This is a genomic window from Acinetobacter sp. YH12069 (genome assembly GCF_013419675.1).
GTDB classification, from domain to species: Bacteria; Pseudomonadota; Gammaproteobacteria; order Pseudomonadales; family Moraxellaceae; genus Acinetobacter; species Acinetobacter amyesii.
This window is the reverse complement of the sequence record NZ_VOZS01000005.1, coordinates 209938-233370: the sequence shown is the minus strand read 5'-3', so window position 1 is coordinate 233370 and position 23433 is coordinate 209938. Positions and strand designations below refer to the sequence as shown.

General features: G+C 40.3%; 21 protein-coding genes. 12 read left to right on the top strand and 9 right to left on the bottom strand.

Translation table 11 applies throughout. From position 1 onward, the window contains the following. Positions 1 to 131: 131 nt before the first annotated feature. Together FTU16_RS04955 and FTU16_RS04950 are read right to left on the bottom strand one after the other, a co-directional pair. Positions 132 to 2045: a type I secretion C-terminal target domain-containing protein gene (locus tag FTU16_RS04955; RefSeq protein WP_180162821.1), complete on the bottom strand. Its 1914-nt coding sequence runs from the start codon at positions 2043 to 2045 to the stop codon at positions 132 to 134. A gap of 36 nt (positions 2046 to 2081) precedes the next feature. Then, positions 2082 to 3764, bottom strand: a complete 1683-nt coding sequence (locus FTU16_RS04950) for a cadherin-like domain-containing protein (protein WP_180162820.1) — start codon at positions 3762 to 3764, stop codon at positions 2082 to 2084. Between FTU16_RS04950 and FTU16_RS04945 the strand changes: the two genes are divergently transcribed. The 3 genes from FTU16_RS04945 to lon all read left to right on the top strand — a co-directional run bounded on the left by FTU16_RS04945 (position 3745) and on the right by lon (position 7926). Further along, positions 3745 to 4629 carry an OmpA family protein gene (locus tag FTU16_RS04945; RefSeq protein ID WP_257227092.1) on the top strand — a complete coding sequence of 295 codons (885 nt, stop codon included), beginning with the start codon at positions 3745 to 3747 and terminating at the stop codon, positions 4627 to 4629. The genes FTU16_RS04950 and FTU16_RS04945 overlap by 20 nt on opposite strands. A 135-nt stretch (positions 4630 to 4764) precedes the next feature. Then, complete coding sequence (locus FTU16_RS04940; RefSeq protein WP_180162819.1) at positions 4765 to 5352, top strand: 5-formyltetrahydrofolate cyclo-ligase; 588 nt, start codon at positions 4765 to 4767, stop codon at positions 5350 to 5352. Between the two features lie 147 nt (positions 5353 to 5499). Next, positions 5500 to 7926: an endopeptidase La gene (gene lon, locus FTU16_RS04935; RefSeq protein WP_180162818.1), complete on the top strand. Its 2427-nt coding sequence runs from the start codon at positions 5500 to 5502 to the stop codon at positions 7924 to 7926. Between the two features lie 424 nt (positions 7927 to 8350). Here the strand turns inward: lon and FTU16_RS04930 are convergent, their stop codons facing one another. Continuing rightward, complete coding sequence (locus FTU16_RS04930; RefSeq protein ID WP_373683887.1) at positions 8351 to 9313, bottom strand: M20/M25/M40 family metallo-hydrolase; 963 nt, start codon at positions 9311 to 9313, stop codon at positions 8351 to 8353. Positions 9314 to 9465: 152 nt separating this feature from the next. Here FTU16_RS04930 and rlmH point away from each other — a divergent pair, with 152 nt between their 5' ends. The 3 genes from rlmH (at position 9466) to FTU16_RS04915 (ending at position 11807) form a co-directional block, all read left to right on the top strand. Beyond that, on the top strand, positions 9466 to 9948 hold the full coding sequence (gene rlmH / locus FTU16_RS04925) for a 23S rRNA (pseudouridine(1915)-N(3))-methyltransferase RlmH (protein ID WP_078189858.1): 483 nt from the start codon (positions 9466 to 9468) through the stop codon (positions 9946 to 9948). Between the two features lie 137 nt (positions 9949 to 10085). Then, positions 10086 to 10862, top strand: coding sequence for a dioxygenase (locus FTU16_RS04920; RefSeq protein WP_180162817.1), 777 nt, complete (start codon positions 10086 to 10088; stop codon positions 10860 to 10862). A gap of 168 nt (positions 10863 to 11030) precedes the next feature. Further along, a complete protein-coding gene (locus tag FTU16_RS04915) occupies positions 11031 to 11807 on the top strand; it encodes an META and DUF4377 domain-containing protein (protein WP_180040690.1) in 777 nt (258 codons plus the stop codon). A gap of 621 nt (positions 11808 to 12428) precedes the next feature. Here the strand turns inward: FTU16_RS04915 and gdhA are convergent. Continuing rightward, on the bottom strand, positions 12429 to 13772 hold the full coding sequence (gene gdhA, locus FTU16_RS04910) for an NADP-specific glutamate dehydrogenase (protein WP_180162816.1): 1344 nt from the start codon (positions 13770 to 13772) through the stop codon (positions 12429 to 12431). A gap of 333 nt (positions 13773 to 14105) precedes the next feature. Here gdhA and FTU16_RS04905 point away from each other — a divergent pair, with 333 nt between their 5' ends. Next, positions 14106 to 14900, top strand: coding sequence for an RnfABCDGE type electron transport complex subunit B (locus tag FTU16_RS04905; RefSeq protein WP_180162815.1), 795 nt, complete (start codon positions 14106 to 14108; stop codon positions 14898 to 14900). A 2-nt stretch (positions 14901 to 14902) separates the two neighbouring features. After that, positions 14903 to 15592 carry an endonuclease III gene (nth, locus tag FTU16_RS04900; protein ID WP_180162814.1) on the top strand — a complete coding sequence of 230 codons (690 nt, stop codon included), beginning with the start codon at positions 14903 to 14905 and terminating at the stop codon, positions 15590 to 15592. 56 nt (positions 15593 to 15648) lie between these two features. On the opposite strand, the gene FTU16_RS04895 is transcribed toward nth, so the two are convergent. The 4 genes from FTU16_RS04895 to FTU16_RS04880 form a co-directional block, all read right to left on the bottom strand. Beyond that, entirely contained in the window at positions 15649 to 15846 is a 198-nt protein-coding gene (locus FTU16_RS04895) for a hypothetical protein (protein WP_078189865.1), read from the bottom strand. 86 nt (positions 15847 to 15932) lie between these two features. Further along, on the bottom strand, positions 15933 to 16592 hold the full coding sequence (gene adk / locus FTU16_RS04890; protein ID WP_078189866.1) for an adenylate kinase: 660 nt from the start codon (positions 16590 to 16592) through the stop codon (positions 15933 to 15935). An 84-nt stretch (positions 16593 to 16676) separates the two neighbouring features. Continuing rightward, positions 16677 to 17993: a hypothetical protein gene (locus tag FTU16_RS04885; RefSeq protein WP_168378316.1), complete on the bottom strand. Its 1317-nt coding sequence runs from the start codon at positions 17991 to 17993 to the stop codon at positions 16677 to 16679. A 64-nt stretch (positions 17994 to 18057) separates the two neighbouring features. Next, on the bottom strand, positions 18058 to 18576 hold the full coding sequence (locus FTU16_RS04880) for a hypothetical protein (RefSeq protein ID WP_180060043.1): 519 nt from the start codon (positions 18574 to 18576) through the stop codon (positions 18058 to 18060). A 234-nt stretch (positions 18577 to 18810) separates the two neighbouring features. Between FTU16_RS04880 and mrdA the strand changes: the two genes are divergently transcribed. Together mrdA and rsmD are read left to right on the top strand one after the other, a co-directional pair. Further along, the gene (gene mrdA / locus FTU16_RS04875) at positions 18811 to 20853 is read left to right on the top strand and encodes a penicillin-binding protein 2 (protein WP_180026661.1); all 2043 of its coding nucleotides are present in this window, start codon (positions 18811 to 18813) and stop codon (positions 20851 to 20853) included. A 3-nt stretch (positions 20854 to 20856) separates the two neighbouring features. Further along, positions 20857 to 21408, top strand: coding sequence for a 16S rRNA (guanine(966)-N(2))-methyltransferase RsmD (rsmD, locus tag FTU16_RS04870; RefSeq protein WP_180162813.1), 552 nt, complete (start codon positions 20857 to 20859; stop codon positions 21406 to 21408). A gap of 56 nt (positions 21409 to 21464) precedes the next feature. On the opposite strand, the gene FTU16_RS04865 is transcribed toward rsmD, so the two are convergent. Further along, positions 21465 to 21947 carry a hypothetical protein gene (locus FTU16_RS04865; protein WP_180162812.1) on the bottom strand — a complete coding sequence of 161 codons (483 nt, stop codon included), beginning with the start codon at positions 21945 to 21947 and terminating at the stop codon, positions 21465 to 21467. Positions 21948 to 22146: 199 nt separating this feature from the next. Between FTU16_RS04865 and FTU16_RS04860 the strand changes: the two genes are divergently transcribed. Further along, positions 22147 to 22884 (top strand): sulfite exporter TauE/SafE family protein, encoded by a 738-nt coding sequence (locus FTU16_RS04860; RefSeq protein WP_180162811.1) that lies wholly within the window; start codon positions 22147 to 22149, stop codon positions 22882 to 22884. Positions 22885 to 23074: 190 nt separating this feature from the next. Next, positions 23075 to 23404: a hypothetical protein gene (locus tag FTU16_RS04855; RefSeq protein WP_180041659.1), complete on the top strand. Its 330-nt coding sequence runs from the start codon at positions 23075 to 23077 to the stop codon at positions 23402 to 23404. Positions 23405 to 23433 lie beyond the last annotated feature (29 nt).

Here is a 23433-nt window from a genome sequence, read left to right as displayed (position 1 = left end):
ACAAGTGTAGATATAGCGTATTTGTTTTAATTCCGATGAGTTGTTGATTAAAACCAAGTCTTCAATCTGCATTCACTTTTTTGGAAGCAAAAAAAAGCACCCGAAGGTGCTTTTTTTAGTTCATCAAATGATTAGTAAATAATTTGATTATTGTTGATTAGGTCATCTAGTTCGACTTTGCTCGTTTGATTGAGTAAGACCACGAGATCTTGTGATTCGTATTTCAGACCTGATGTGCCATCACGGTCAATTGAAATCACAGCTGAATCAGTTTCTTCGTCATATTCTACTGTTACAAACTCTGCGAGATTCGCTTCAGTTGCATCGTCAGAAAGTAATGAAGAGATATCGATTTGGTCAGCAATAGAAAAATCATTTACTGTTGTTAATGTATTACCGCCCAAATTGTCATCTGCAAGAAGGTCAAAAACAATATCATCACCAATAAGTAAACTTTCACTTTCTAATGAGAACATCGCAAACGATGCTGTCGCAGTCACTGTTTCCTGAATAGGAAGCACATTGTTACTGTTTCCTAACTCTGTTTCGAGCTGGGTTGTAAGTACATTTACATCTTGAATTGAGGTTTCAGGGACTGTAACTTTCACTACAAAATCTTCAACTTGACTACTTGAAGTGCCTTGATAAGCATAATACCCATCTGAATCTTTGCTTACTGATATATCATTTACCGAAACTTTGGCATCAACTAAAGCATCAAGAGCAGCAGATTTAAATTTCACACCATTTACATTCACATTTGCCTCTGCATCATTTAGAACTTCTGCATATAAAGTAAATTGTAAAACTTTCTCTGGAACGCCTGCTTCCGGAGCTATTACACCAAGTTGATCCTGTCCATTTTGATTTTTCTCACCTGTCTTAGCAATTTGAGTTCCATCCGCAAATAGCACACCTTCCAACATATTAATTTGGAAACCACTTACATTTTGGACACCCGTAATACTCAAGTTAAAACCATCATTATAGTTGGTTGTATCAGAGTTGTTTAAAATCATTGAATTGACAGGATATTTTTCACCTGAATACGCTTCATCAAATACAATCCAGTCACTCGGAGTACCTTTTTCACCTCCAAAGTCTTTAGGGAAACTATTTGAGAAATTAAGCCCAAGCTCATTCTGAGTCAGAACTTTGTTAATTTTCTCCCAATTGATAATAATAATTTCAGAAACGTTAATTTCACTTTTCAAATTAGTAAAGATTCTTAGCGCTTCGTTAATTTTATTGAAATCATTACCATACTGTGGATCATTGATAATAGCTTGCATCTGTGCAGCAATATCTACAATTTTCGCACCCGCAACAAGATCATCAGAAACATAATTACCTTCAGCATCTTTATAAATCGTACCTAGGTTTGGAACGTTAATCACTGAACTTGACGCACCACCACCAGTTCCACCTGATGTTGACCCTGATACCGAAATTTCACTTGTTAATGTTGCTTTTAACTCAATGAGTTCAGCATTGCCAGTTACAGGAGTTGTAACTTTACCATCAGTAACTTGAAGACTTATCGAAGGCAATACAGCACCTGAATTTAGCTGATCCGCACCTTTCTGAGTTAAGGTTACAGATTGATCAGCCAATGATAATTGATAGAAACCGTCGGCACTAACTGTCGAGCCATTAGCAAATGTCACGGTCAGACTATCATTATCTGCATCCGATGCAGCATATGTAGCAATTTTTTGACCCGAAACAGCTGCACCAACAGTGACTACTTCTGGTTCAATTTCAATTTCAGGTGCTACGTTTGTTACAGAAGCAGGATACAAAATTACACCGAACTCTAGTTCTGAACTTGCAGTTGAACCATTCGATTTTTCAGTTGCAACAGATTCAAGCTTCACATTCAACTGTAAAGAATTACCTGTAACAACCAAACTTGGTGGTGCAATCGCCACTAAGCTTGAACCTTCGATAATCATGCCATCAGCGACAAAACTTAAATTACCATTTGTATCTGCAGTTCCGAGTAATACTCGAGTTCCATCTATAGTAACAGCGTAAATTTGCATTCCTTCAACCAAGCCTGAGAAATTCAGTGTTAAGTTTTAAGAACCATCTTGGTCATTCAATTTCGTATTAAGTAATCCTAGAGAGATATCCTCTCCAACTTCACCACTTAGGTTGAAATATGGTCTATGGAAACCATTTTGATCTTTATCGCTACTACTTCCTTGAATCAAATCAGATACTTGCCATTCCACAGAAGAATTAGTCTGTTGATAAAAATTATTCAGATCTGATACAGCAGCATCAAGACTAGGATAATAACTTATCTTATCACCATGTGACTGATCGATTAATTGGAAATCATAGTTACCCTCACCTGCTTGGTTATGCATGTAGAAATCAAAGGTATAGAACCCTGACTCTTTAGCGGTAAAGCTAAGGTCTACCGATTGGCTCAAGCCTCCCCAACTCACAAATACAGGATCTTGGTTTCCAATAATCAACATACCACTATCATCTGCTTTACCTTTATAGCTATAAGTATGCCCAGCTTCCAAATACACATAACCTGTAATTGCAACGCCTTCATAGGTTGCTACACTTGAATCAACCAAACTTGTAGTTTCACTAGTGCTTGCAGGTGGAAGAGTTGTATTTTTCGAACTGGTTAAGTATTCAAAAACCGTTCTCAAGGTATCTGCTGGCATGCCATTACCATTACCTTGCAATAAATTATAAGATTTTCCATCAACAGTAACAGTTTTAAGATTATTCCAAGTTTGAATATTTAAATTAACTGCCGTTGGGCTCCAATCTAATAAATCTAATGTTAAAGAAGGTTTATCTGCCACTGCATCAACAACAATTTCCAATTCACCTGAAGTCACATGTTTACCATCAGAAACATTAAATTCTAGGGCTGCATATACTCCGCCGTCAGTTGCTGAAGCTTCGTTAGCATCTGGCGCAAATACAACTTTTCCGACATTAATATCAGCATAAGATAGTGTTTGACCCACGATGATTGGTGTTTTATTCCCAGCAGCATCTACGATTGTCAATACACCGTCTTTTGGCAGATTTGTTACCGTAATAACAAGCTGATCATTTGCTGTATTTGCATCTGAAATACCAAAATGCGCCCATGTTAATGTCACACTTTGATCTTCTATCGTAACCACTTGGGTTGTCTCAACTTCAGGAGCGATATTGTCCACTGGGACAGTTTTATCTACTTCCTCACCCGGACTACCTGATTTATCTTCATAGCTATCTGTAGGGACAGTTACCGTAACGTTACCATCAACACCCGGAGGTACTTCACCAGTCACCACATATGAGCCATCTGGTTGTTCCACTGGCGGCGTAAATGGTACTTCGATTGGACCATTTGGACCTTCAACAATGATTTTATCTTCTGTAATTGTCGATGGATCAACATCATCAGGATAAGTCACAGTGATCTTACCATCTGGTGTAATCGTCACTTCTGCTACAAGCGGAACCATATTGATGTTTTCGTTGCCTTTACCTGGTAGACCCAGGTTACCCGAAGTGTCTTCATATGAACCTTCTGGTACATTAACCGTAACTTTGCCTTCAACGTCCTCTGGCACTTTACCCGTTACCGTAATTGAACCGTCTGGTTGAGTCTCAGGTGTACCAAACTCAACCACAATGTCTTTGCCATTTGGATCTTTAACCGTAATTTGGTCAGGCGTAATTGTGGATGGATCGGTGTCATCAGGGTAAGTCTGTACGATGTCACCATTCGGTGTCACAGTCACTTCAACTTGTGGACGCTCAGTTGTCGCATGTTCAACTTTTCCTGGCGTAAATAAATATGCAAAACCAGATAATTTATTGTTTCAAAACAATATGATTGATGTATACAAAATACATGTTCAACGTGATGAAAAATTATGCGCAGATGATCAAGCTAAGAACCAAAAATGTGCAACTAAGCTCTATATAGATGACTTTAAAGCCGGTGATTTTTATATTAATAATTCTGCTGATTTTTATTTAAAAGAAGGTGAATACCAATTTAAGGTGAAAAATTGTACAAATCTTTGTGAAAATTATTCAGTTAGCTATTGTGTAAACGAAAATTCACTTTTGAATAACTTATTACTTACAGTTGATAATAATGGCAAACCTATTATATTAAATAATGATGGCACTACGATTAATAATTGCCTGATTAGAGAAAATGCTCTAAATAATGTGATAAAACCAATTGAACCGAGTTTAGATAATATAAATTTAGCTGCCGATTCTTTATTTAAATTTAATGGTGGCAAATTAACCGATTTACTTCCTGCTGGTAAATCAAGCTTGAATGAACTAGCAACTAAACTTAATAACCACTATGCACGTATTGATATGATTAAGCTTACCGGCCATACCGACCGTTTAGGCAGTGAAAAATATAATCAGCAACTTGCATTGCAACGTGCACTAACTGTCAAAAATTACTTAATGAACCAAGGGATTGCTGCTGATAAATTAAGTTTCGCTTCAGCAGGTGAAACTCAGCCTGTAACCAATGGTTGTTTTGATGTGCAAGATCGAAATGCCTTAAAAGCTTGCTTACAAGCAGACCGCCGTGTTGATGTGCAAATTCTTGGTATAAAAAAACTTTAAATAAGTCCGCGTTCCCTAAGCCAACTAGTGTTTAAGGAACGCTTTATATAAAAAAGATAAAACCTATTTTTTCGGACTTTTAAGCTTGAACACGTTAAAATGCCTTGAGAATTTTGTGCTACTTTGAAATGAATCATGACTTTGAGCACCACCAGCCTTCGTAAACAACTCCGCAAGCAGCGTCGTAGCCTAAACCTATGGACCCAACGACAAGCTGAACAACAAGTCCTACAGCGTTTAGTCAGACTCAGTCATTTTCAGAGCAGTCAGCATATAGGCGTGTATTTACATGCATTTGGTGAAATTCACACTCAAAAGATCATCCACTACTGTTTTGCGCATCAAAAACATGTGTATTTACCCATGATTTGCAACATGAATCAGCAACTGGTTTGGGTTGAAATCTCACGACATCAATACATCAACAAACGTTTTTCTCATCACCCACTCGGCATGAAAGAGCCTATGGCGAGTCGTGGGAAGCATGTTTCTCATCTTGACCTTTTAATCATGCCCTTGCTCGCTTGCGACAAGTACGGCACACGTATTGGCATGGGGGGTGGCTTCTACGATAAAACATTAGCAACAGCTCACTCTATACCCTACCGTTTAGGACTTGGTCACGATTTTCAACTCATCCAAGACCCCTTAGTCCGAGAAGCATGGGATCAACCGCTAGATGGCTTTATCAGCCCATCTCAAACTTTAAGTTTCAAACGTTAATTTGATATTTTTGACGCTGAGTTACACTTAAAAATCACATATTTAGTCATTTTTTATACATTTTAATTGGCATGACCCTTGTAATTTAAAAAATACACATCACTATAAAAAACATGGCAACACCGTTGTCACTCATTAGGAGTGCCCATGTCTGAGATTATTATGAATGAAGAAAGCTTGGAAACTACAATTCCGAGCGTATTACCGCTTTTAGCGCTACGAGATGTGGTTGTATATCCTCACATGCAAATTGCACTGTTTGTGGGTCGCGAAAAGTCGATCAATGCAGTCAATGTCGCACGTGACAGTGACAATCTTGTATTCGTAGTTGCACAAAAAGATTCGCTAACAGAAGAAATTGATCACGACAATTTATATCAATACGGTACTGTCGCGAAGATTGTGCAAGTTGTGAATCATGAGAATGATGAAAACTGTATAAAAGTACTGATTGAAGGCTTATATCGTGCCAAGTTAGAAAAAATTATCGATACCGATGATTACCTGACTGCCGAGCATTCATTAAGCCCAATGACGGTTTCTGTAGACTCAGAAACTCAGAATAACCGTGTGGAAGAATTACGCACCTTATTTGCTCAATATGCAGAAGCAAAATTGCGTAATGCACGTGAATTGATTGCAGCAGCCAATAAAATTGATGATTTGCTACAATTATTATTCTTTGTAGCAACACGCGTGCCTTTGAATATTGATGTAAAACAAAAGTTCTTAGAGCATGATGAATTTGAAGCACATTTAGCTGAGCTGATGACGTATTTATTACAACAGTCAGAAGAACAGCAAATTGAGCAAACCTTACATGATTCTGTAAAACGCCAAATGGAAAAGAATCAGCGTGAATACTTCTTAAATGAAAAAATGAAGGTCATTCAACGCGAACTTTCTGACATGAATGGCGGTGGTGAGGATGACGTTGCAGAAATTGAAAAACGTCTAGCTGAAGCCGATTTACCTGAACATGTACGCAAGAAAGCTGAAAATGAGTTCCGCAAGCTAAAAGCGATGCAACCTGCTTCGAGCGAAGCTGCTGTCGTGCGTAACTACCTAGAAGTTATTTTAGATACGCCTTGGAACAAAGCTAGCAAAGTCAGCATTAACCTTGCGAAAGCTCAAGATATTCTTGATGCCGATCACTATGGTTTAGACGACGTGAAAGACCGCATCGTGGAATACCTTGCTGTTCAATCACGTGTGAAAAAACTTCGTGGCCCAATCCTGTGCTTAGTTGGTCCTCCAGGTGTAGGTAAAACTTCACTCGGTGAATCTGTTGCCAAAGCAACTGGCCGTGAATTTGTCCGTATGGCGCTTGGCGGCGTGCGTGATGAAGCTGAAATCCGTGGTCACCGTCGTACTTATATTGGTGCGATGCCAGGTAAAATTGTACAGTCTTTGACAAAAGTTGGCGTAAAGAACCCACTGTTCTTACTCGATGAAATTGACAAAATGGCGCAAGACTACCGTGGCGACCCTGCTTCAGCATTGCTTGAAGTCCTAGATCCATCACAAAACAGCAAGTTCAATGATCACTACTTAGATCTTGATCTAGACCTTTCTGAAGTGATGTTCATCTGTACTGCAAACAGCATGAATATTCCAGAAGCTTTGCTTGACCGTATGGAAGTGATTCGTCTACCGGGTTACACCGAAGATGAAAAAGTGAATATTGCTGAACGTTACCTTGTTCCAAAAGCCATCAAGAACAATGGTCTACGTGCGAAAGAATTAACCGTTCACGAAGAAGCCATCCGCGATATCGTACAACGTTATACACGTGAAGCCGGTGTGCGTAGCTTAGAGCGTGAAGTGTCGAAAATTGCGCGTAAAGTGGTAAAAGAAGCGGTGAGTAAGAAAGCGAAAAATCTTCAAATTGAAGTGAATTCGAAAAATCTTCCTGACTACTTAGGTCCACACAAATTCGACTTCGGTATGGCCGAAGAAGAAGCTGAAGTGGGTCGTGTAAACGGCTTGGCTTGGACATCTGTTGGTGGTGAACTACTGACGATTGAAGTTGCAGCAGTGAAAGGTAAAGGCAAGTTCATTACCACCGGTTCTCTTGGCGATGTCATGAAAGAGTCGATCACTGCAGCGATGACTGTTGTACGTACTCGTGCTGATGAACTGGGTATTGAAGCGATTCGCTTTGAAGAAACAGATGTACACGTGCATTTACCAGAAGGTGCAACACCAAAAGATGGTCCATCTGCTGGTTTGGCCCTAACTACCGCACTTGTTTCAGCGTTTACAGGCATTGCGATTCGTCCAGATATTGCGATGACCGGTGAAACCAGTCTTGGTGGCCGTGCAATGCGCATTGGTGGTTTAAAAGAGAAACTTCTCGCTGCTCACCGTGGTGGCATCAAGCTTGTCTTTATCCCACAAGATAACGTTCGTGACTTGACTGAGATTCCAGACAATGTCAAAGAAGGTCTAGAAATTAAACCAGTGAAATCGATTGATGAGATTTTACCACTAGCCTTGGTTGATATGCCTAAACCTCTTGCAAAGACACCGATTGTCAAAGCAACTGAAGGTGGCAAAGCTGCACGTCACTAAGCGCTAGCGACTAGTAACTAGCAATAAAAGAAAAAAAGCCCTGTTTCGACAGGGCTTTTTTATATCCATTATTTCATACTGAATATTCGAAACTTTTCATTCAAATTCTTCACAACCACTAGATTCAAGACAACAGCTACAACTATGGATTGGATTACTATTTCAAATTCGACGTCAATATCAAGAATAGCCAATAAGAAAGTCTTACAAAATTTGAATGCTATTACTTGAAATATCGCCCTCTATCCCACATATATAGTAAAGAGATATACGCGCTGTATGTTTCTTTATTGGTTCCAATCACGTCTAAAAGCGTGATGATCATTGGAACAAGATGGTCATCTACATCTCCAGGTAGATGACCTTTTATCGCAGTCCACAGGCTTTCGGGGCTGCGTTTTTTATGTCATGTTTTTAAAGACACTCATTTCAAATTTAAGATGGTTTTCACCAAACCATCAATCACTTGAGCCATTTTATCTAAGTTTAATTTATCCATAGTATCTTGCTCAGTGTGATAGTGCTTATTACGATAAAATGCAGTATCGGTGATCATCATCGCCGGCATATCAAATTGCCAATAATTCATATGATCTGAAAAATCCACCCCCTGAATAAATGACGGTGAAATCAAGCGTTCACATTGCAACTGCTTCAAAGACTCCATCGCCGCACAATACGATGAGGTTAAATCACGAGACTGAATGTTCCCCACCGATGCTATAAAATTCGTATGCGATGGATAAATCCATTTCAGCCCAACAGGATATTCTTGGGTAACTTTGGGATCAAAATAACCAATCATTTCCAGAATATACACACCTGAAATTTTATCCTTTTCCTTTGCTACCGATTTTGCATGGATAAAACTGCCCATCGACTCTGTTCTAAAATACGGCGGTTCTTCGAGGGTATAAAATACAAATTCAATATTTTGTTTTAAACGCGCTTTTTCAGCCGAAAGAATCCGAGCAGCTTCGAGTACACCTGCAACACCGGAGGCATTATCATCAGCGCCATGCTGCTCCTCAAATACATCGTAATGCGCGCCAATGATCACTCGATTGCTATGCCCTGCATTTAAGGGACAGACTACATTCCGGTATGGTTGGCTATTGACGGTATAGGTTTGAAAACGACAATTCACACCAAATAAACGCATCTGCTCACGAATCCAAGCAGACACCCGATTTAACTCTTGAATGTTCTTATAGTTACGATATTCAGCTTCATTACCAATAATTTGCTCTAAATAGACTTTTAAATTATCCGGTTCAGCGGTTCTAATATTGTTGGCATACGCCGCAAATGAACACCATGCAAAAATTGAAAGCATTGCTGCTTGCTTGAGCAAAAATAATTTACCGTCCTGCCATGTTTTTTTCATTGTTATTATTCCAATTTTCATCTTCGATCTAATCTGCTTATGCTGCGTATTTAAACAGCAAGCAGAACACGATTTCAATTGCAAATTGTGTCTGAACATACAAAGCGCAAGCGAACCGTTATAATGCTCTTTTGTATACTTTCAGGCGCTGTATGAAAATTCGTATTCTGACAATCGGTCAAAAAATGCCAGCATGGGTACTGACGGGTTTTGAAGATTATTTCAAACGTATTCAGCCTTTTGTTCAAACGCAAATCATTGAACTGCCTATGGCCAAACGTGGCAAGAACGACTCAGAAGCCGACATTTTAAAATACCGTCAAATTGAAGGTGACAGCATTTTAAATGCCATGAAATCGAATGAAGTACTGATCGCCTTAGAAGTTGGTGGTCGTGAGTTCAGTACGGAAAAACTGGCTGAAACCATGAAAGGCTGGATGCTTGAAGGCAATGATGTGGTTTTAGCCATTGGTGGGCCAGATGGACATTCTGAGGCGGTACGTAAAGCTGCAGCATGGCATTGGTCTTTGTCTAAACTAACTTTGCCGCATCCAATGGTTCGTGTCATGCTCATCGAACAGCTATACCGTGCAATGAGTATTAACCATAATCACCCTTACCATCGTGCGGGTTAATCCGAACTAACATCCAGCGTATATAGCAGTTACAGCGTTGCAACAATGAAACAAACCGTTGAAATTATCCGAATTGTTACGCTGAATAATTTAGTGCATGATCATCATATTCCTTTAAACAACCAACGGCGACCGCGATGAATTTACAAACACTTCCAGGTTTATTTATTTCCCATGGCTCACCTATGCTTGCCATCAATCCTGAGCAAGTCGGTCCTGCGTTGGAACGTTTAAGCCTGAATCTTCCAAAACCGGAAGCCATTATTATCATGTCCGCGCATTGGGAAAGTAACGCACTAGAAGTAAGTATCAGTGCCCGTCCTGAAACTTGGCATGACTTCCGTGGCTTCCCTCCGGAACTTTATGATATCCGCTATCCAGCGCCGGGTAACCCAGAGCTTGCTGAAGAAATCCTTCATTTGCTTGCCAATGCAGGATTATCTGCACATGCCAACAGCACCCGTCCACGCGATCATGGCGTTTGGATGCCGTTATTGCATATGTATCCTGATGCCGACATTCCTGTGATTGAAATATCGCTGCCGATGACTCTGTCTGCGCAAGAGATCTATAAAATTGGACAAACGCTTGCCCCTTTACGTGACAAGCAAATTCTGTTGATTGGATCGGGCAGTATTACTCATAACTTACGTGAGTTGGCTTGGGATGGACGTGCAGCAGCCGTGCCTGAATGGGCGTCTACATTCCGTAATTTTGTGGTCAATAAGCTCACTCATCAAGATTTTGATGCAGTTCTCGATTGGCAAAATATCCCGTTTGTACAACGCAACCATCCGACCATTGAACATTTTGCACCCATCTTCTTTGCGATGGGTGCAGGCCCCCGCTTCTCAATTGTTCACAGTAGCTTTAGTATGGGTTCACTGGGTATGGATATTTATCGTTTTGATTAAACGTGAAATAAACTTGGTAGTTTGACTTATTCATAATTTATATTAATAAGTTAACAAATTATTATTCATGGATACATTTTGCTACTTATTTGAGCTGAATGTATTCATATTTTTTTAAAATGAATGGGTTATGCTACAGGCTGAAATTCACTTAGAACAGTTAGCGTAATGAAATTAAAATATTTAGCGATCGCCCTCTTCCCTTTAGTCCTTGCAGCATGTCAATCAAGCGATATCCAAAAAGCTGGAGATTTAGCCGTGAGCGTATTACAACAACAAAATGCTGATAAAACTTTAGCTTCATATCAATGGAGCACCACCACTGAAAATGCACCAAAACCTTTGGTTTTAAATTTTCTAGAAAATGGCACTTTGGGTATTTCAACCAGCTGTAACAGCATGTCAACCCAATGGAAAGTGGAACACAATACACTTGTAACAGGCAACATTGCATCTACCATGATGGCATGTCCTGATAATGCGATGAAACAAGAAGGACTTGCATCTTCACTCTTTAGTGACCGTAAAGCACCTTTTGTCTTAAATACCACAGATCCACAAAATCCAACGTTAACGATTATTTCTGCAACAGGTGAGAAACTGGTTTTCACTGGAAAATTAACACCTGAAACCCAGTACAACTCACAAGGCGAAACAATTTTCCTTGAAGTCAGCCCTGAAACCAAACAATGTACAGGTGTTGCTCCACAAACTTGCTTACAAGTACGTGAAGTGAAGTACGATGAAAAAGGCTTAAAAACACAAGTTGATAAAGACTGGACTTTATTTTACGATCAAATTGAAGGCTTTAAGCACACTCCTGCAGAACGCCAAATTATTCGCGTAAAACGTTTTGAACGTAAAAACCCTGCAGCTGATCAATCAAAATATGCCTATATTTTTGATATGTCAGTCGAACGTGAAGCTGTAAAAGGTACGTTGTAAGTTACAGCCTATAAAAAAACCGAGATCAACGCCTCGGTTTTTTTATATCTTCACAACTGGAAACGCTGATCAGCCGTGCAAAGTTTTCAAATCACGATGTACTGTTCAGCCAATGCTTTAGCGATGTAAATTTAAAGCTACTACAAAAGCAAAATGCCCTGCCTGAATTCATCCTGAAGAATCGCAATCAACAGACCTATATTTTTAAAGGCTTACAGCGAATTGCCGATTTACGCGATTTTGAAGCAGAACAAATAACTCAAAAGACGTTGTTTTTCGTAAAGAATGGCGCCCCCCAAAACACTCTCACTTTCAACAATGACCGTATGATAATTTTAGTGGCTGTAATCACATTGGCCGCAATTATGATTTACAGCAACATATTTTGCGTTTTACAGGAGATGTAGGGAGTACACTGAAGTTCAGCACACAGTTACATCGGCTAGGGCTTCATATTAAACGTTTGCTCAGCCAACCCTTAAATTTTCATTTCAATGTTATGGATAGCAAATTACAACTTAGGCTAATGAACACCTAGCAATATATCTATATTTTCTAAACCATTCCGCCATAAAAAAACCGAGGCTTGAGCCTCGGTTTTCAGTTCAACTTACGGAGAACTTAGTAAACGCCTTGAGCAAGCATTGCGTCAGCAACTTTTACGAAGCCTGCAATGTTCGCACCGTTTACATAGTTCACAGTACCATCTTCTTCAGTACCGTATTTCACGCAGTTGCGGTGAATTTCTTTCATGATCGCATGTAGACGCTCATCAACTTCTTCGAAAGTCCAACCCAAACGAATTGCGTTTTGAGACATTTCAAGACCAGAAGTCGCAACACCACCCGCATTCGATGCTTTACCTGGTGCATAAAGAATTTTCGCTTCAACGAATTTCTCAACTGCAGCCAAAGTTGAAGGCATGTTCGCACCTTCAGCAACACAGATTGCGCCATTTGCAAGAAGAGCTTCAGCATCAGCTTCATCTAATTCATTTTGAGTTGCACATGGCAGCGCGATATCACATTTGATAGACCAAGGACGTTGACCTTCTAAATATTCAAAACCGTGCTTAGATGCAAATTCAGAAATACGGCCACGCTTAACGTTTTTCAATTCCATTACTTCAGCAAGAAGTTCAGTTGTGAAACCGTCTTTTACGTATACAGTACCTGCTGAGTCTGAAAGTGAAACCACTTTCGCACCCAAGTACATTGCTTTTTCAGCAGCGTATTGTGCAACGTTACCAGAACCCGAAATCGTTACAACTTTATCTTTAAAGCTGTCGCCACGAGTTTTTAGCATTTCCTCAGCGAAATACACAGTACCGTAACCAGTTGCTTCAGGACGTGCAAGTGAACCACCGAAAGTTAAACCTTTACCAGTGAACACACATGCTGTGTCGTTGCTTAATTTTTTCATCATACCAGCCATGTAGCCCACTTCACGGCCACCTACACCGATGTCACCCGCTGGGATGTCAGTGTTAGAACCAAGATGACGGTATAACTCGATCATTAATGCTTGACAGAAACGCATAATTTCGCCTTCAGATTTACCTTTAGGGTCAAAATCTGAACCACCTTTACCACCACCCATAGGAAGTGTAGTTAAGGCATTTTTGAAAGTTTGTTCAAAACCTAAGAATTTAAGAATTGAAAGGTTCACTGATGGGTGGAAACGCATACCACCTTTGAATGGACCAATTGCTGAGTTGTATTGAACACGGAAAGCACGGTTAACTTGAGTTTGACCTTTGTCATCTACCCATGAAACACGGAACTGAATTGCACGCTCAGGCTCAACAAGACGTTCTAGCAAACCGTAGTCAGCATATTCTGGGTTCTTTTCGATGAATGGCCAAAGGCTCGTCATCACTTCTTCAACAGCTTGAAGAAATTCAGGTTGATGTTCATCACGTGTTTTAACGTAGTCTAGGAAGTCGTTAAGGCTGTTATATTTCAACGCTTAATCCTCAGCAGATGTATGGATCAAAATCGATCACAATTTTGATCAAAGATATATTTTGGCGCAAAATATTAAATATCTTTTGTAACTAATCAGCAATAGTTTTTTTAAAAAATCTTTAAATTCTTTAAAGAACAGCGATTTAAATTGATTATTCAGATATTTTAGTTATAAATATTATTACTTTTAGGAATGTTTTAATGAATTATTTTGCTCATTTATGATGCATCTTTAGACCCATTTTTGCGCACAGCAATTCATACTGAAACATGCTAGAATTCAACGTCCTCTTCGGTTTTTCTCTGCCTTCATTTGTACCCGCGACTACCCATGACTTCTGAAATTTCCCTCATCCAACAAATTGATGCCCTATTGCCACAAACTCAATGTGGACTTTGTGGACACCGTGACGGCTGCTTACCCTATGCCAAAGCCATCAGTGAAGGAGAAGAAGCCAATAAATGTGTACCCGGTGGTCAACCTGTGGCAGATGCACTGGCAGCGTTATTAAATCGTCCACACTTAACAGCAGAAGCCAGTGTTTGGCCAATCCAAAGTGATGGACGCCCGCAACGGGTCAAAGCCGTGATTCGTGAAGATGAATGTATTGGTTGTACCAAATGTATCAGTGCCTGCCCTGTCGATGCCATTATTGGCTCAGGCAAATTGATGCATACGATCTTGACGGATTTATGTACGGGCTGCGAACTCTGCATCCCACCGTGTCCAGTGGATTGTATCGACCTAGTCGAAGAGCTTGATCAAGTGCCATCTGAACCTGTTCGAATCGCAGAACAGAATGATTTACGTCGCCGCTACTATGCACATATTCAACGTGAGGAAAAGCGCCGAATTCATCGTAAAGGCCCTGTTGTACGTGCAGAAATTGACACGGAACTGTTTGCCCAATTTTCGACCCAAACAGACTCGGTACCGGTCATTGAAGTCGTGGAAAAATCAGCTACGCCAGTCGTGCAGCTCGATGCAAAGACCACCATTGAACTTGCTAAAATTCGAACACAAATCAAAAAGTTAGAAAAACAGCTGAGTGTACGAGACGATGCAAAAAAACGTGAGTTACTCCATACGCTCACGCAACAATTAACACAACTGCAAGGGGCTTAATCATGGCTGTTAAAAACATGACTAAGAAGCAAATTCAAACTTTTTTTGAACGCTTACGTGAGCAACGCCCTAACCCAAAAACTGAACTCAATTATAGTAGTCCATTTGAACTTTTGGTGGCTGTTACCCTATCTGCCCAGGCCACAGATGTCAGTGTCAACAAAGCCACAGACAAACTCTTTCCAGTGGCAAACACTCCTGAAGCTATCTATGCGCTAGGTGTTGACGGTCTGAAGGCATATATCAAGACTATTGGCCTGTATAACTCTAAGGCAGAAAATGTCATCAAAGCCTGCAAGATGCTCATTGAGAAGCACAACAGCATCGTTCCGAATAATCGTGCAGATTTGGAAGCCTTACCCGGTGTTGGTCGTAAAACTGCAAATGTGGTGCTAAATACTGCTTTTGGTCAACCGACCATGGCCGTTGATACACATATTTTTCGTTTAGGTAATCGTACAGGGTTGGCTGTCGGCAAAAATGTTTTGGAAGTCGAACACCGACTCATCAAAGTGATTCCTAAAGAATTTATCGTCGATTCACATCATTGGCTAATTTTACATGGACGCTATTGCTGCATTGCCCGCAAACCAAAATGCGATGAATGCATCGTGTCTGATGTATGTAATTGGCCTGACCGTTTTGACTTTGGCGCATTAAGACCGATTAAAACCACCCAAATTGAAGATTAATCTCTTCAATTTCGGGCTAGATGGAATTTGTAAGAATCAATTGATCAAATTGATGATTAATTTTTATCTTGTTCTTTCTGTTTTTTATCAAACTCTTGCTGCAGCTTTGGATGTAAGCGATATTGCTTAGGGTTCAGTTTAGCTTGCTCTGCTTCTTCCACTTGCACCTTACGCAACATTTTAAAGCTGACAAATAATAAGCCCAATAACACCGCCACAGCGATGATGACCATTATAACCAAAGCAAATTTCATAACAGATTCGCCCTAAAAGCCACATAAAAAAAGAGCCCCACTATGCAGTAGGACTCTTTGATTGTCAAAAATTCAAAAAAGTTGAATTATTTAGACTGATCTAAAATCGCGAACAAATCAGTTTGAACTTGATCGATTGGACGAAGACCATTTAATTTGTCATAAGTCGGTGCGTTTTCGCCAGAAGCTGCACGACCTTGGTAGAAACCAACCAATTGCTCAGTTTCAGCGTGGTAAGAACCTAAACGCTTACGAATTGTTGCTTCTTGGTCATCCGGACGTTGAACAAGGTCTTCACCAGTTTCGTCATCTTTACCTTCCACTTTTGGTGGGTTGTAAACGGTGTGATATACACGACCAGATGCAGGGTGTTGACGACGACCAGATAAACGTTGAACGATTTCTTCGTCAGGTACATCGATTTCAATTACATGATCGATGCTGATCCCTTCGTTTTCAAGCGCTTCAGCTTGTGGAATCGTACGCGGGAAACCGTCGAAAATGCAGCCGTTGACACAGTCAGGTTGAGCAATGCGTTCTTTTACAAGACCAATAATAAGCTCATCAGATACAAGGCCGCCATTATCCATGACGCTTTTAGCTTGTAGACCTAATTCAGTACCTTCACGAATCGCAGCACGGAGCATATCACCGGTTGAAATTTGTGGGATATCGTAGCGCTTACAGATCAACTGAGCTTGTGTCCCTTTACCTGCTCCAGGTGGTCCGAGTAATATAATGCGCATAAAAAAACATCCTCATTTTAAACATTGTATATGACGCTATGTAGTGATCTAAACCCAAGATTCAGATCATCTTCCAGCATCTAATTATAAGAAAGCCACAAACAAATGTATTGTACCCGCGATAAAACCGGTTACACCACCCAAGACAATTAAAATCCATTCGTCTTCCTGAAATGCAGGACGTAATAGATTTTGAAATTCTTTCGGTGTTAGCTCACGAATACGGTCTCTAAACATTTGAAAGATTTTCTGTGCACGGCTCGCATTAAACGCAGGGTCGCATACAGGCACCATCGTAATTTCAATTGAGCGATCGATCAAGTCTGTCTTGAGTTTTGCGTACTCTTTTGGACCTAAAGACAACTGTAATGAGGTACGAACCAGTGGAGATTCCATAATTTCATTAATATGACGTTTCACAATGCGACGGGTCTTATCTTTCTTCCCGCCATACATCATTTCGGTCATGATGGATTTTAACGTAATTAGGTCTTCTGTGACTACACTTGCGAATACATCCGAAACTTCTTCTTGGCGTTTCATAAACGCCCCTTGAACATTGTACGTTCCAATACGTGGAATCACAGGTTTAATCCAAGGGAATTTACGATCTTTAGTTAATTCAAATAATTGCAAATACTTTACGGGGTGCGGCTCAATTGGATTAAATACCATCCAGATGGCAATCCAGTTGGTCAAAAATCCCCAGATTGCTGCCCAAAATGGAACCGTCCAATGCCAAGGCACCACAAACCAAACGATCATTTGGAAGATACCAAAGAACATCCCAATCAAGGCACTGATATGCCAAATAAAGTTGATTTCTTTCTGGCCAACTTTAAGGAACATCCGCACCATCAAGAGACGATCCGCTTCCATTTGACTCACCACCATTTCTCGCATGTCAACAAGTGACTCTACGTTCATGGTCAGTTCGGTCACGAGTTCTTTTAAGGTATTTGGCAGCTGTTTATGTGCTTGGGCATAAATACGGCGTTTAATCGAATACGGTAAGTTTTCCCAAAGCACCGCATTTCGGTCTAGCATGACTTCATCAATCAAATGCTCAAGTTCAAAGCCAACTTGTTCACCAATGATGCGCGCCATATCCTCAGGATCCATTGCATCCAAAAACTCGCGTAAGGAACCCAATTTAGACAATGTGTTATCCGTAATAATGCCAGAAATACGTCCAGCTTTTCTTGGCACAATCCCCTGCCATCCCACGGGTAATGGACCTAAATGGAATCCCCAGAAAGTAATCGGGTAAAACACCATTTTCAGTGCCATCCAAACGTGTGCCCAGGTAACGAATGCGGTAACGGGGATAATACTCAGCACAGCCCAAAAATCGGGACGTTGCAAAAAGGTTTGCCACAATTCGTTAACGTACTCAAGCATGCATAACTTCCATATTTAATTTTATTCAGTGAGTGCGGTTATAAAATAAAGTTGATTATTTTCACTACAAACCAAAACTTAAAGTATATGAGATTTGTAGTCTCGGTTCGGTTTCCACAATCACATTACCTGATTTGTCTTCTAATTTTTCACCCGCACCCATGCCTACACTAAACGTACTAATACGCTCGGCACTCAACATCACATAAGCAAGATCGATACCACCACCTAAACGCGCTTCATCTTCACCATCTACTTTCTTGGAGTCGATGTGGCCCGCATAAGCTCCGATATAATAACCATTTTTATCTTTGCCAGTGAAATGAACTGGGTAACGAAAGCCGACTTGCCCGCCAGGTGTTTTATCATCGTTCAAGAAAACACCAGCTTTTGCATAAGCAATGCCATATGGGTTTACCCACTCACCATTCACGTGAATAATTTTTTGAGTAAAACCTGCTCCAACATTCCATGGTTGATAACCCTCACCTGTTAATTTTGCCTCAGGTAAAAATGAATTGTCATTGGCATGTGCGATGCTTCCAAGCATCATAAATGCAAGCAATGGATATAATTTATTCATTGTTTTCACAAACTTCCTTAGTATTATTTTTTGGAATATTCCTTTTTTATACGTTTCGACTTTAGCAGAATAATATGAACTGTTATACACAAAGCCCCATATTTTTCATGTCTGCAAAGTCAAAATATAGACTGCAATCACAGCAGAGTCGTTTTTATTTATCAAAAAAATGTCAGTTGCGCTAGAATATGCCTCTTCCGTTATTTTAGCTCTCAGTCTTTAAGTCGAACGCGTATGAAGCAGCATTATCCTTTAAAAAATGTCCAGCAAGAAAAGCGGATTTATCGTAATCGCGTGGTGATTTCGATAGGGATTGTCTCCTTCTTTATGCTGTTGCTTGTGGCACGTTATGCATATTTGCAAATCAAGAGTTATGAGACCTTTTCAACTGCTGCAGATCAAAACCGAATTCGACTGCAACCGCTTGCACCTTCTCGTGGTTATATCTATGACCGTAATGGCGTGTTATTAGCCGATAATTATCCGGTTTTCTCAGCAACCATGAGCCGTGCGGATGTTGAAGATATCGATGATACTGTTGAGCGCCTAACACCTTTATTAGAGCTTACATCTGAAGATATCGAACGCTTTAAAAGTCGAATTAAAACCTCTAAAAAGACTGAACGTGTTTCGATTAAACTGAATTTAAATGAAAATGATATCGCCCGTTTTAGTGAGGTGAAATATCAATTTCCGGGTGTCAATATAGAGACCCAAATGACTCGCTACTATCCACATGGCGAACTTTTTGCCCATGTGATTGGCTACGTAGGTCGTATTAATGACAAAGAACTAAAAACGATTGATAAAGATTTATACGCTGGCTCAAACCTAATCGGTAAAATTGGCGTTGAAAAATCATACGAAGAACTTTTACACGGTATGCCGGGAAATGAGTCGGTTGAAGCCGATGCCTTTGGTAATGTGTTACGTCATCTAGGTCGTAAAGATCCGATTCGTGGTAATGACTTATATTTATCCCTAGATTATGGACTGCAAATGGTCGCTTCAGAGCAGCTTGCAGATCGACGTGGTGCAATTGTGGCGATTGACCCACGTACTGGAGAAATTCTTGCTCTTGTGTCCAGTCCTAGTTTTAACCCCAATTTATTTGTTACTGGCATTAGCAGTAAAGATTATTCTGAACTGCGTGATAGCCTCGATCAACCTTTATATAACCGTGCTGTACAAGGGGCTTATCCTCCGGGTTCAACGATTAAGCCAATGTTTGGTCTGGGTGGTATTCATTATGGTCTAGTGGACTGGAGTACTGCCATTTCAGATCCGGGCTATTTCACGCTTCCGGGTGACAGCCATCGTTTCCGTGACCACAAAAAAACTGGTCATGGCTCAGTCAATTTACACAAAGCCCAAGTCGTTTCCTGCGATACCTATTTCTATGTCTTGTCCTATCGTATGGGCATTGAAAAAATGAATACGTGGATGCGTCAGTTTGGCTTCGGTGAAAAAACCGGTGTAGATTTACCAAGTGAAAGCACTGGGCTATATCCAAATCCTGAATGGAAACTTCGCACACGGAAGTCCAACTGGCTCAAAGGTGAAACCATTTCTGTCAGTATTGGTCAGGGTGCTTTTACTGCAACACCATTACAACTGGCGATGGCGACTGCCATTACTGCCAATCAAGGCTCTCATGTTACACCTCACGTTCTGCGTGAGAGTAAAGGTGCTAAAGTTCACAAAGTCCATAACGCCCCGAATGGTCGCATTCAATTTAATGGTAAGCCAGATGATTGGATCAAAATGCGTGATGCCATGATTGATGTGGTTCAAACAGGAACAGGTCGTGGTATTCGTACCCCAATGTATCAAATAGCAGGTAAAACAGGGACCGCACAGGTTAAAAGTATTGCCCAAGGTAAACGTTATAACGAGTCCTTATTGACAGAGCGTCAGCTTGACCATGGTTTATTTGTTGGTTTTGCCCCTGCGGAAAAACCTGAAATTGCGATTGCAGTCGTTTGGGAAAATGGTCGTCACGGTGGTTCTGCTGCTCAAATTGCGAAACCGATGTTTGACTACTGGTTATTAACACGTAAAAAGAATCCAATTCGTCCTGCAAGCCATCAAATTAGCGGTGGTCTCATGACTGCGGGTCTAAAACCGAGTGAGTTACCAAGCGGCTCAAATATTTTATCAGCCGATCCAAATGCGAGCCCAACAGCTCAGCAGAACAACAGTGCCACTCAACAACCGAATAGTGTAAATACAACACCTCGTGCTGCCAGTGCAGCACATGCAACCGATGAGGAATAATTCATGAAAAATCAATTAAGAATCATTGGGGGTGAATGGAAGCGTCGTCAATTGCCTTTTGCCAATATTGACGGTCTACGCCCTACTCCTGACCGTGTCCGCGAGACATTATTTAACTGGCTCATGTGGGATGTTCAAAATGCCAAAGTTCTCGACCTGTGTACAGGTTCAGGTGCTTTGTCGTTTGAAGCACTCTCACGTGGTGCAGCAGAAGCCGTTTTAATTGAACCTGATCGCACCCAAGCGAAGTTTCTCATGGACAATTTAGAACTCTTAAGGGTGAGCAAACAACGTGTGCAACTCAAAAACATGACGGCACAACAAGCCATTCCTAACTTGAAAGATCAATTTGATCTGATTTTCTTAGATCCCCCTTATAGTCTTGATTTATGGCAAGAACTTGCTGAATTGGTCGATCCGTGCATTGCAGACAATGGTTTAATTTATATCGAAGCTGACCGTGATCTTGCTCAGTTAAAGCTCCCGAGCAGTTGGCAGCAAATCAAACAAACCAAAGCAGGTACGGTACGTGCAGGCTTATATAAAAAGGCTTAATGTAAATGCACACAAAAAAGGACGTTAATGCGTCCTTTTTTATTACTTGAAAATCATTAAACCTGTGGTCGAAGTGGACGCTGGCTGTTAAATCCACCTGGGGTTTTAGCTTTATCCACGGGCGTTACTTTAGGACGTTGTTGCTGTGGTTTTTGCTGCTGGGGCTTACTTGTATTGGGTTTAGCTGGCGTCTGAGGCTTTGCGCTTGGACGATGCACATTTGACGGATGCTGAGATGAAGGTTTCTGTACATTCGGTTTATGCGCATTTGGTTTATATATATTGTCTGGACGGTTATTCGAATTCGATCGTGGTGAGTTTGGTCGATGTTGCGGGCTATTCACTCGACTATATGAACGGTCATAACGCTGACTTGAGTCATAGCGCTGTCCGTATGCCCCCCCATATTGACCTGAATAACCATATTGATTTGCATAGCCATATTGATTCGAATGGTATCGGCCATCATCAAATGGCGCCACGACACACCCTGTACATGTAACTGCAACCACAGATAGCAAAGCAACTTGTTTAAGCATGTGTAGCACTCGTCTTTGATGAAGAGCATTTTCAATTATCGAAATGAATTCAATCGGAAGTCTGTGTACATCTGCTGTATTTAAACATTCATGTTTTATTCATCATTTGACATCCAATTTTGCTACATTTGTTCAGTCAGCCACATTTATATAGAAAAATTCACTACAATAGCGCCACGTATTTCAAAGCTGTAATTTAATGACTTGGCTGTTTTTTATTCTTGGTGCCATCTTTGCGGGATTCATACAAGGATTAACAGGGTTTGCATTCGCCCTTATCGCAATGTCATTTTGGGTTTGGATACTCCCCCCTCAAATAGCCGCACCCTTGGTGGTCTGCGCTTCAGTTTATAGCCACTTCATTTCATTATCATCAGAACGCAAAAGCATTCCGATCAATAAAAAAATCATTTATCCCTATTTAATTGCAGGAATTTTAGGTGTACCGCTCGGTACGTATTTATTAGACAGCATTAATCCAGATACATTTAAATTGGTTTTGGGCGCTTTTTTAATGTTTTGGTGCCCAATTTTATTTTTTAATCCTAAATTTTCATTCATCCAAAAATCAGGGAAATGGGCGGATTCTAGTATTGGATATATTGCTGGAATCTTGGGTGGTCTTGGAGGCTTTTGTGGTGCATTACCCTCTGCATGGCTCATGCTGAAAAATACACCCAAAGCAGCACAACGCTATATTTTGCGACATTTCAATTTAGCCATTCAGCTCGTCACACTCATTAGCTATCTGCTACAAGGGATCATCCATCGTGAACATCTGCCCTATTTAGCCGTGCTTTTGGTGATTATGGCTTTTCCAGTGATTTTTGGTGCCAAACTTTTTTATCGCATTTCAGAACGCCAATTTAAACATATTGTATTAGGGCTATTATTTTCTTCAGGCTGCTTCTTGGTGACGATGAGTATCTTAACCTGATGACTCAAAACCTAAAGATATTTGTCCAAATCATTCTAGAAAAACCCCTTCTCAGTTAGACATTCACATCTTGTAACAATGACACAGTTCACATTTAAATAAAAATTAGCCAAATGGTAAAAAAGTGATTAATTTTTTTGACGAAAATTAATAGAATATTGCACCTCATAATTTTGCTTAAAATAAAACCATGAAAAAGTTCATCCTGCTTGCAGGTGTGACTCTGCTTAGCGGCTGTATGTTTGGCACGTCCAGTGAAATTAAAAAAGCTGAAAAACTACTCTCACATTTTCAATGCAATAATATTGAAAGTTCACATATGACTCATAGCTCGATTACAAGTTTTCATGAAGAAAAACTGGCATCAAGTAAACAAAAAGTCGTGTCATATATCGACAGCTATAAAGAAGGCGAAAAATTATTTCGTATTCCGCTCATCGATGTAGTTGATCAGCAATACATTATTTATAAGGCGGCATGTCAAAATCTGGGCGGTATCCATCCCGATTTTCATGATTAAATTCAATATAAAAATCTAAACAGAAGAAT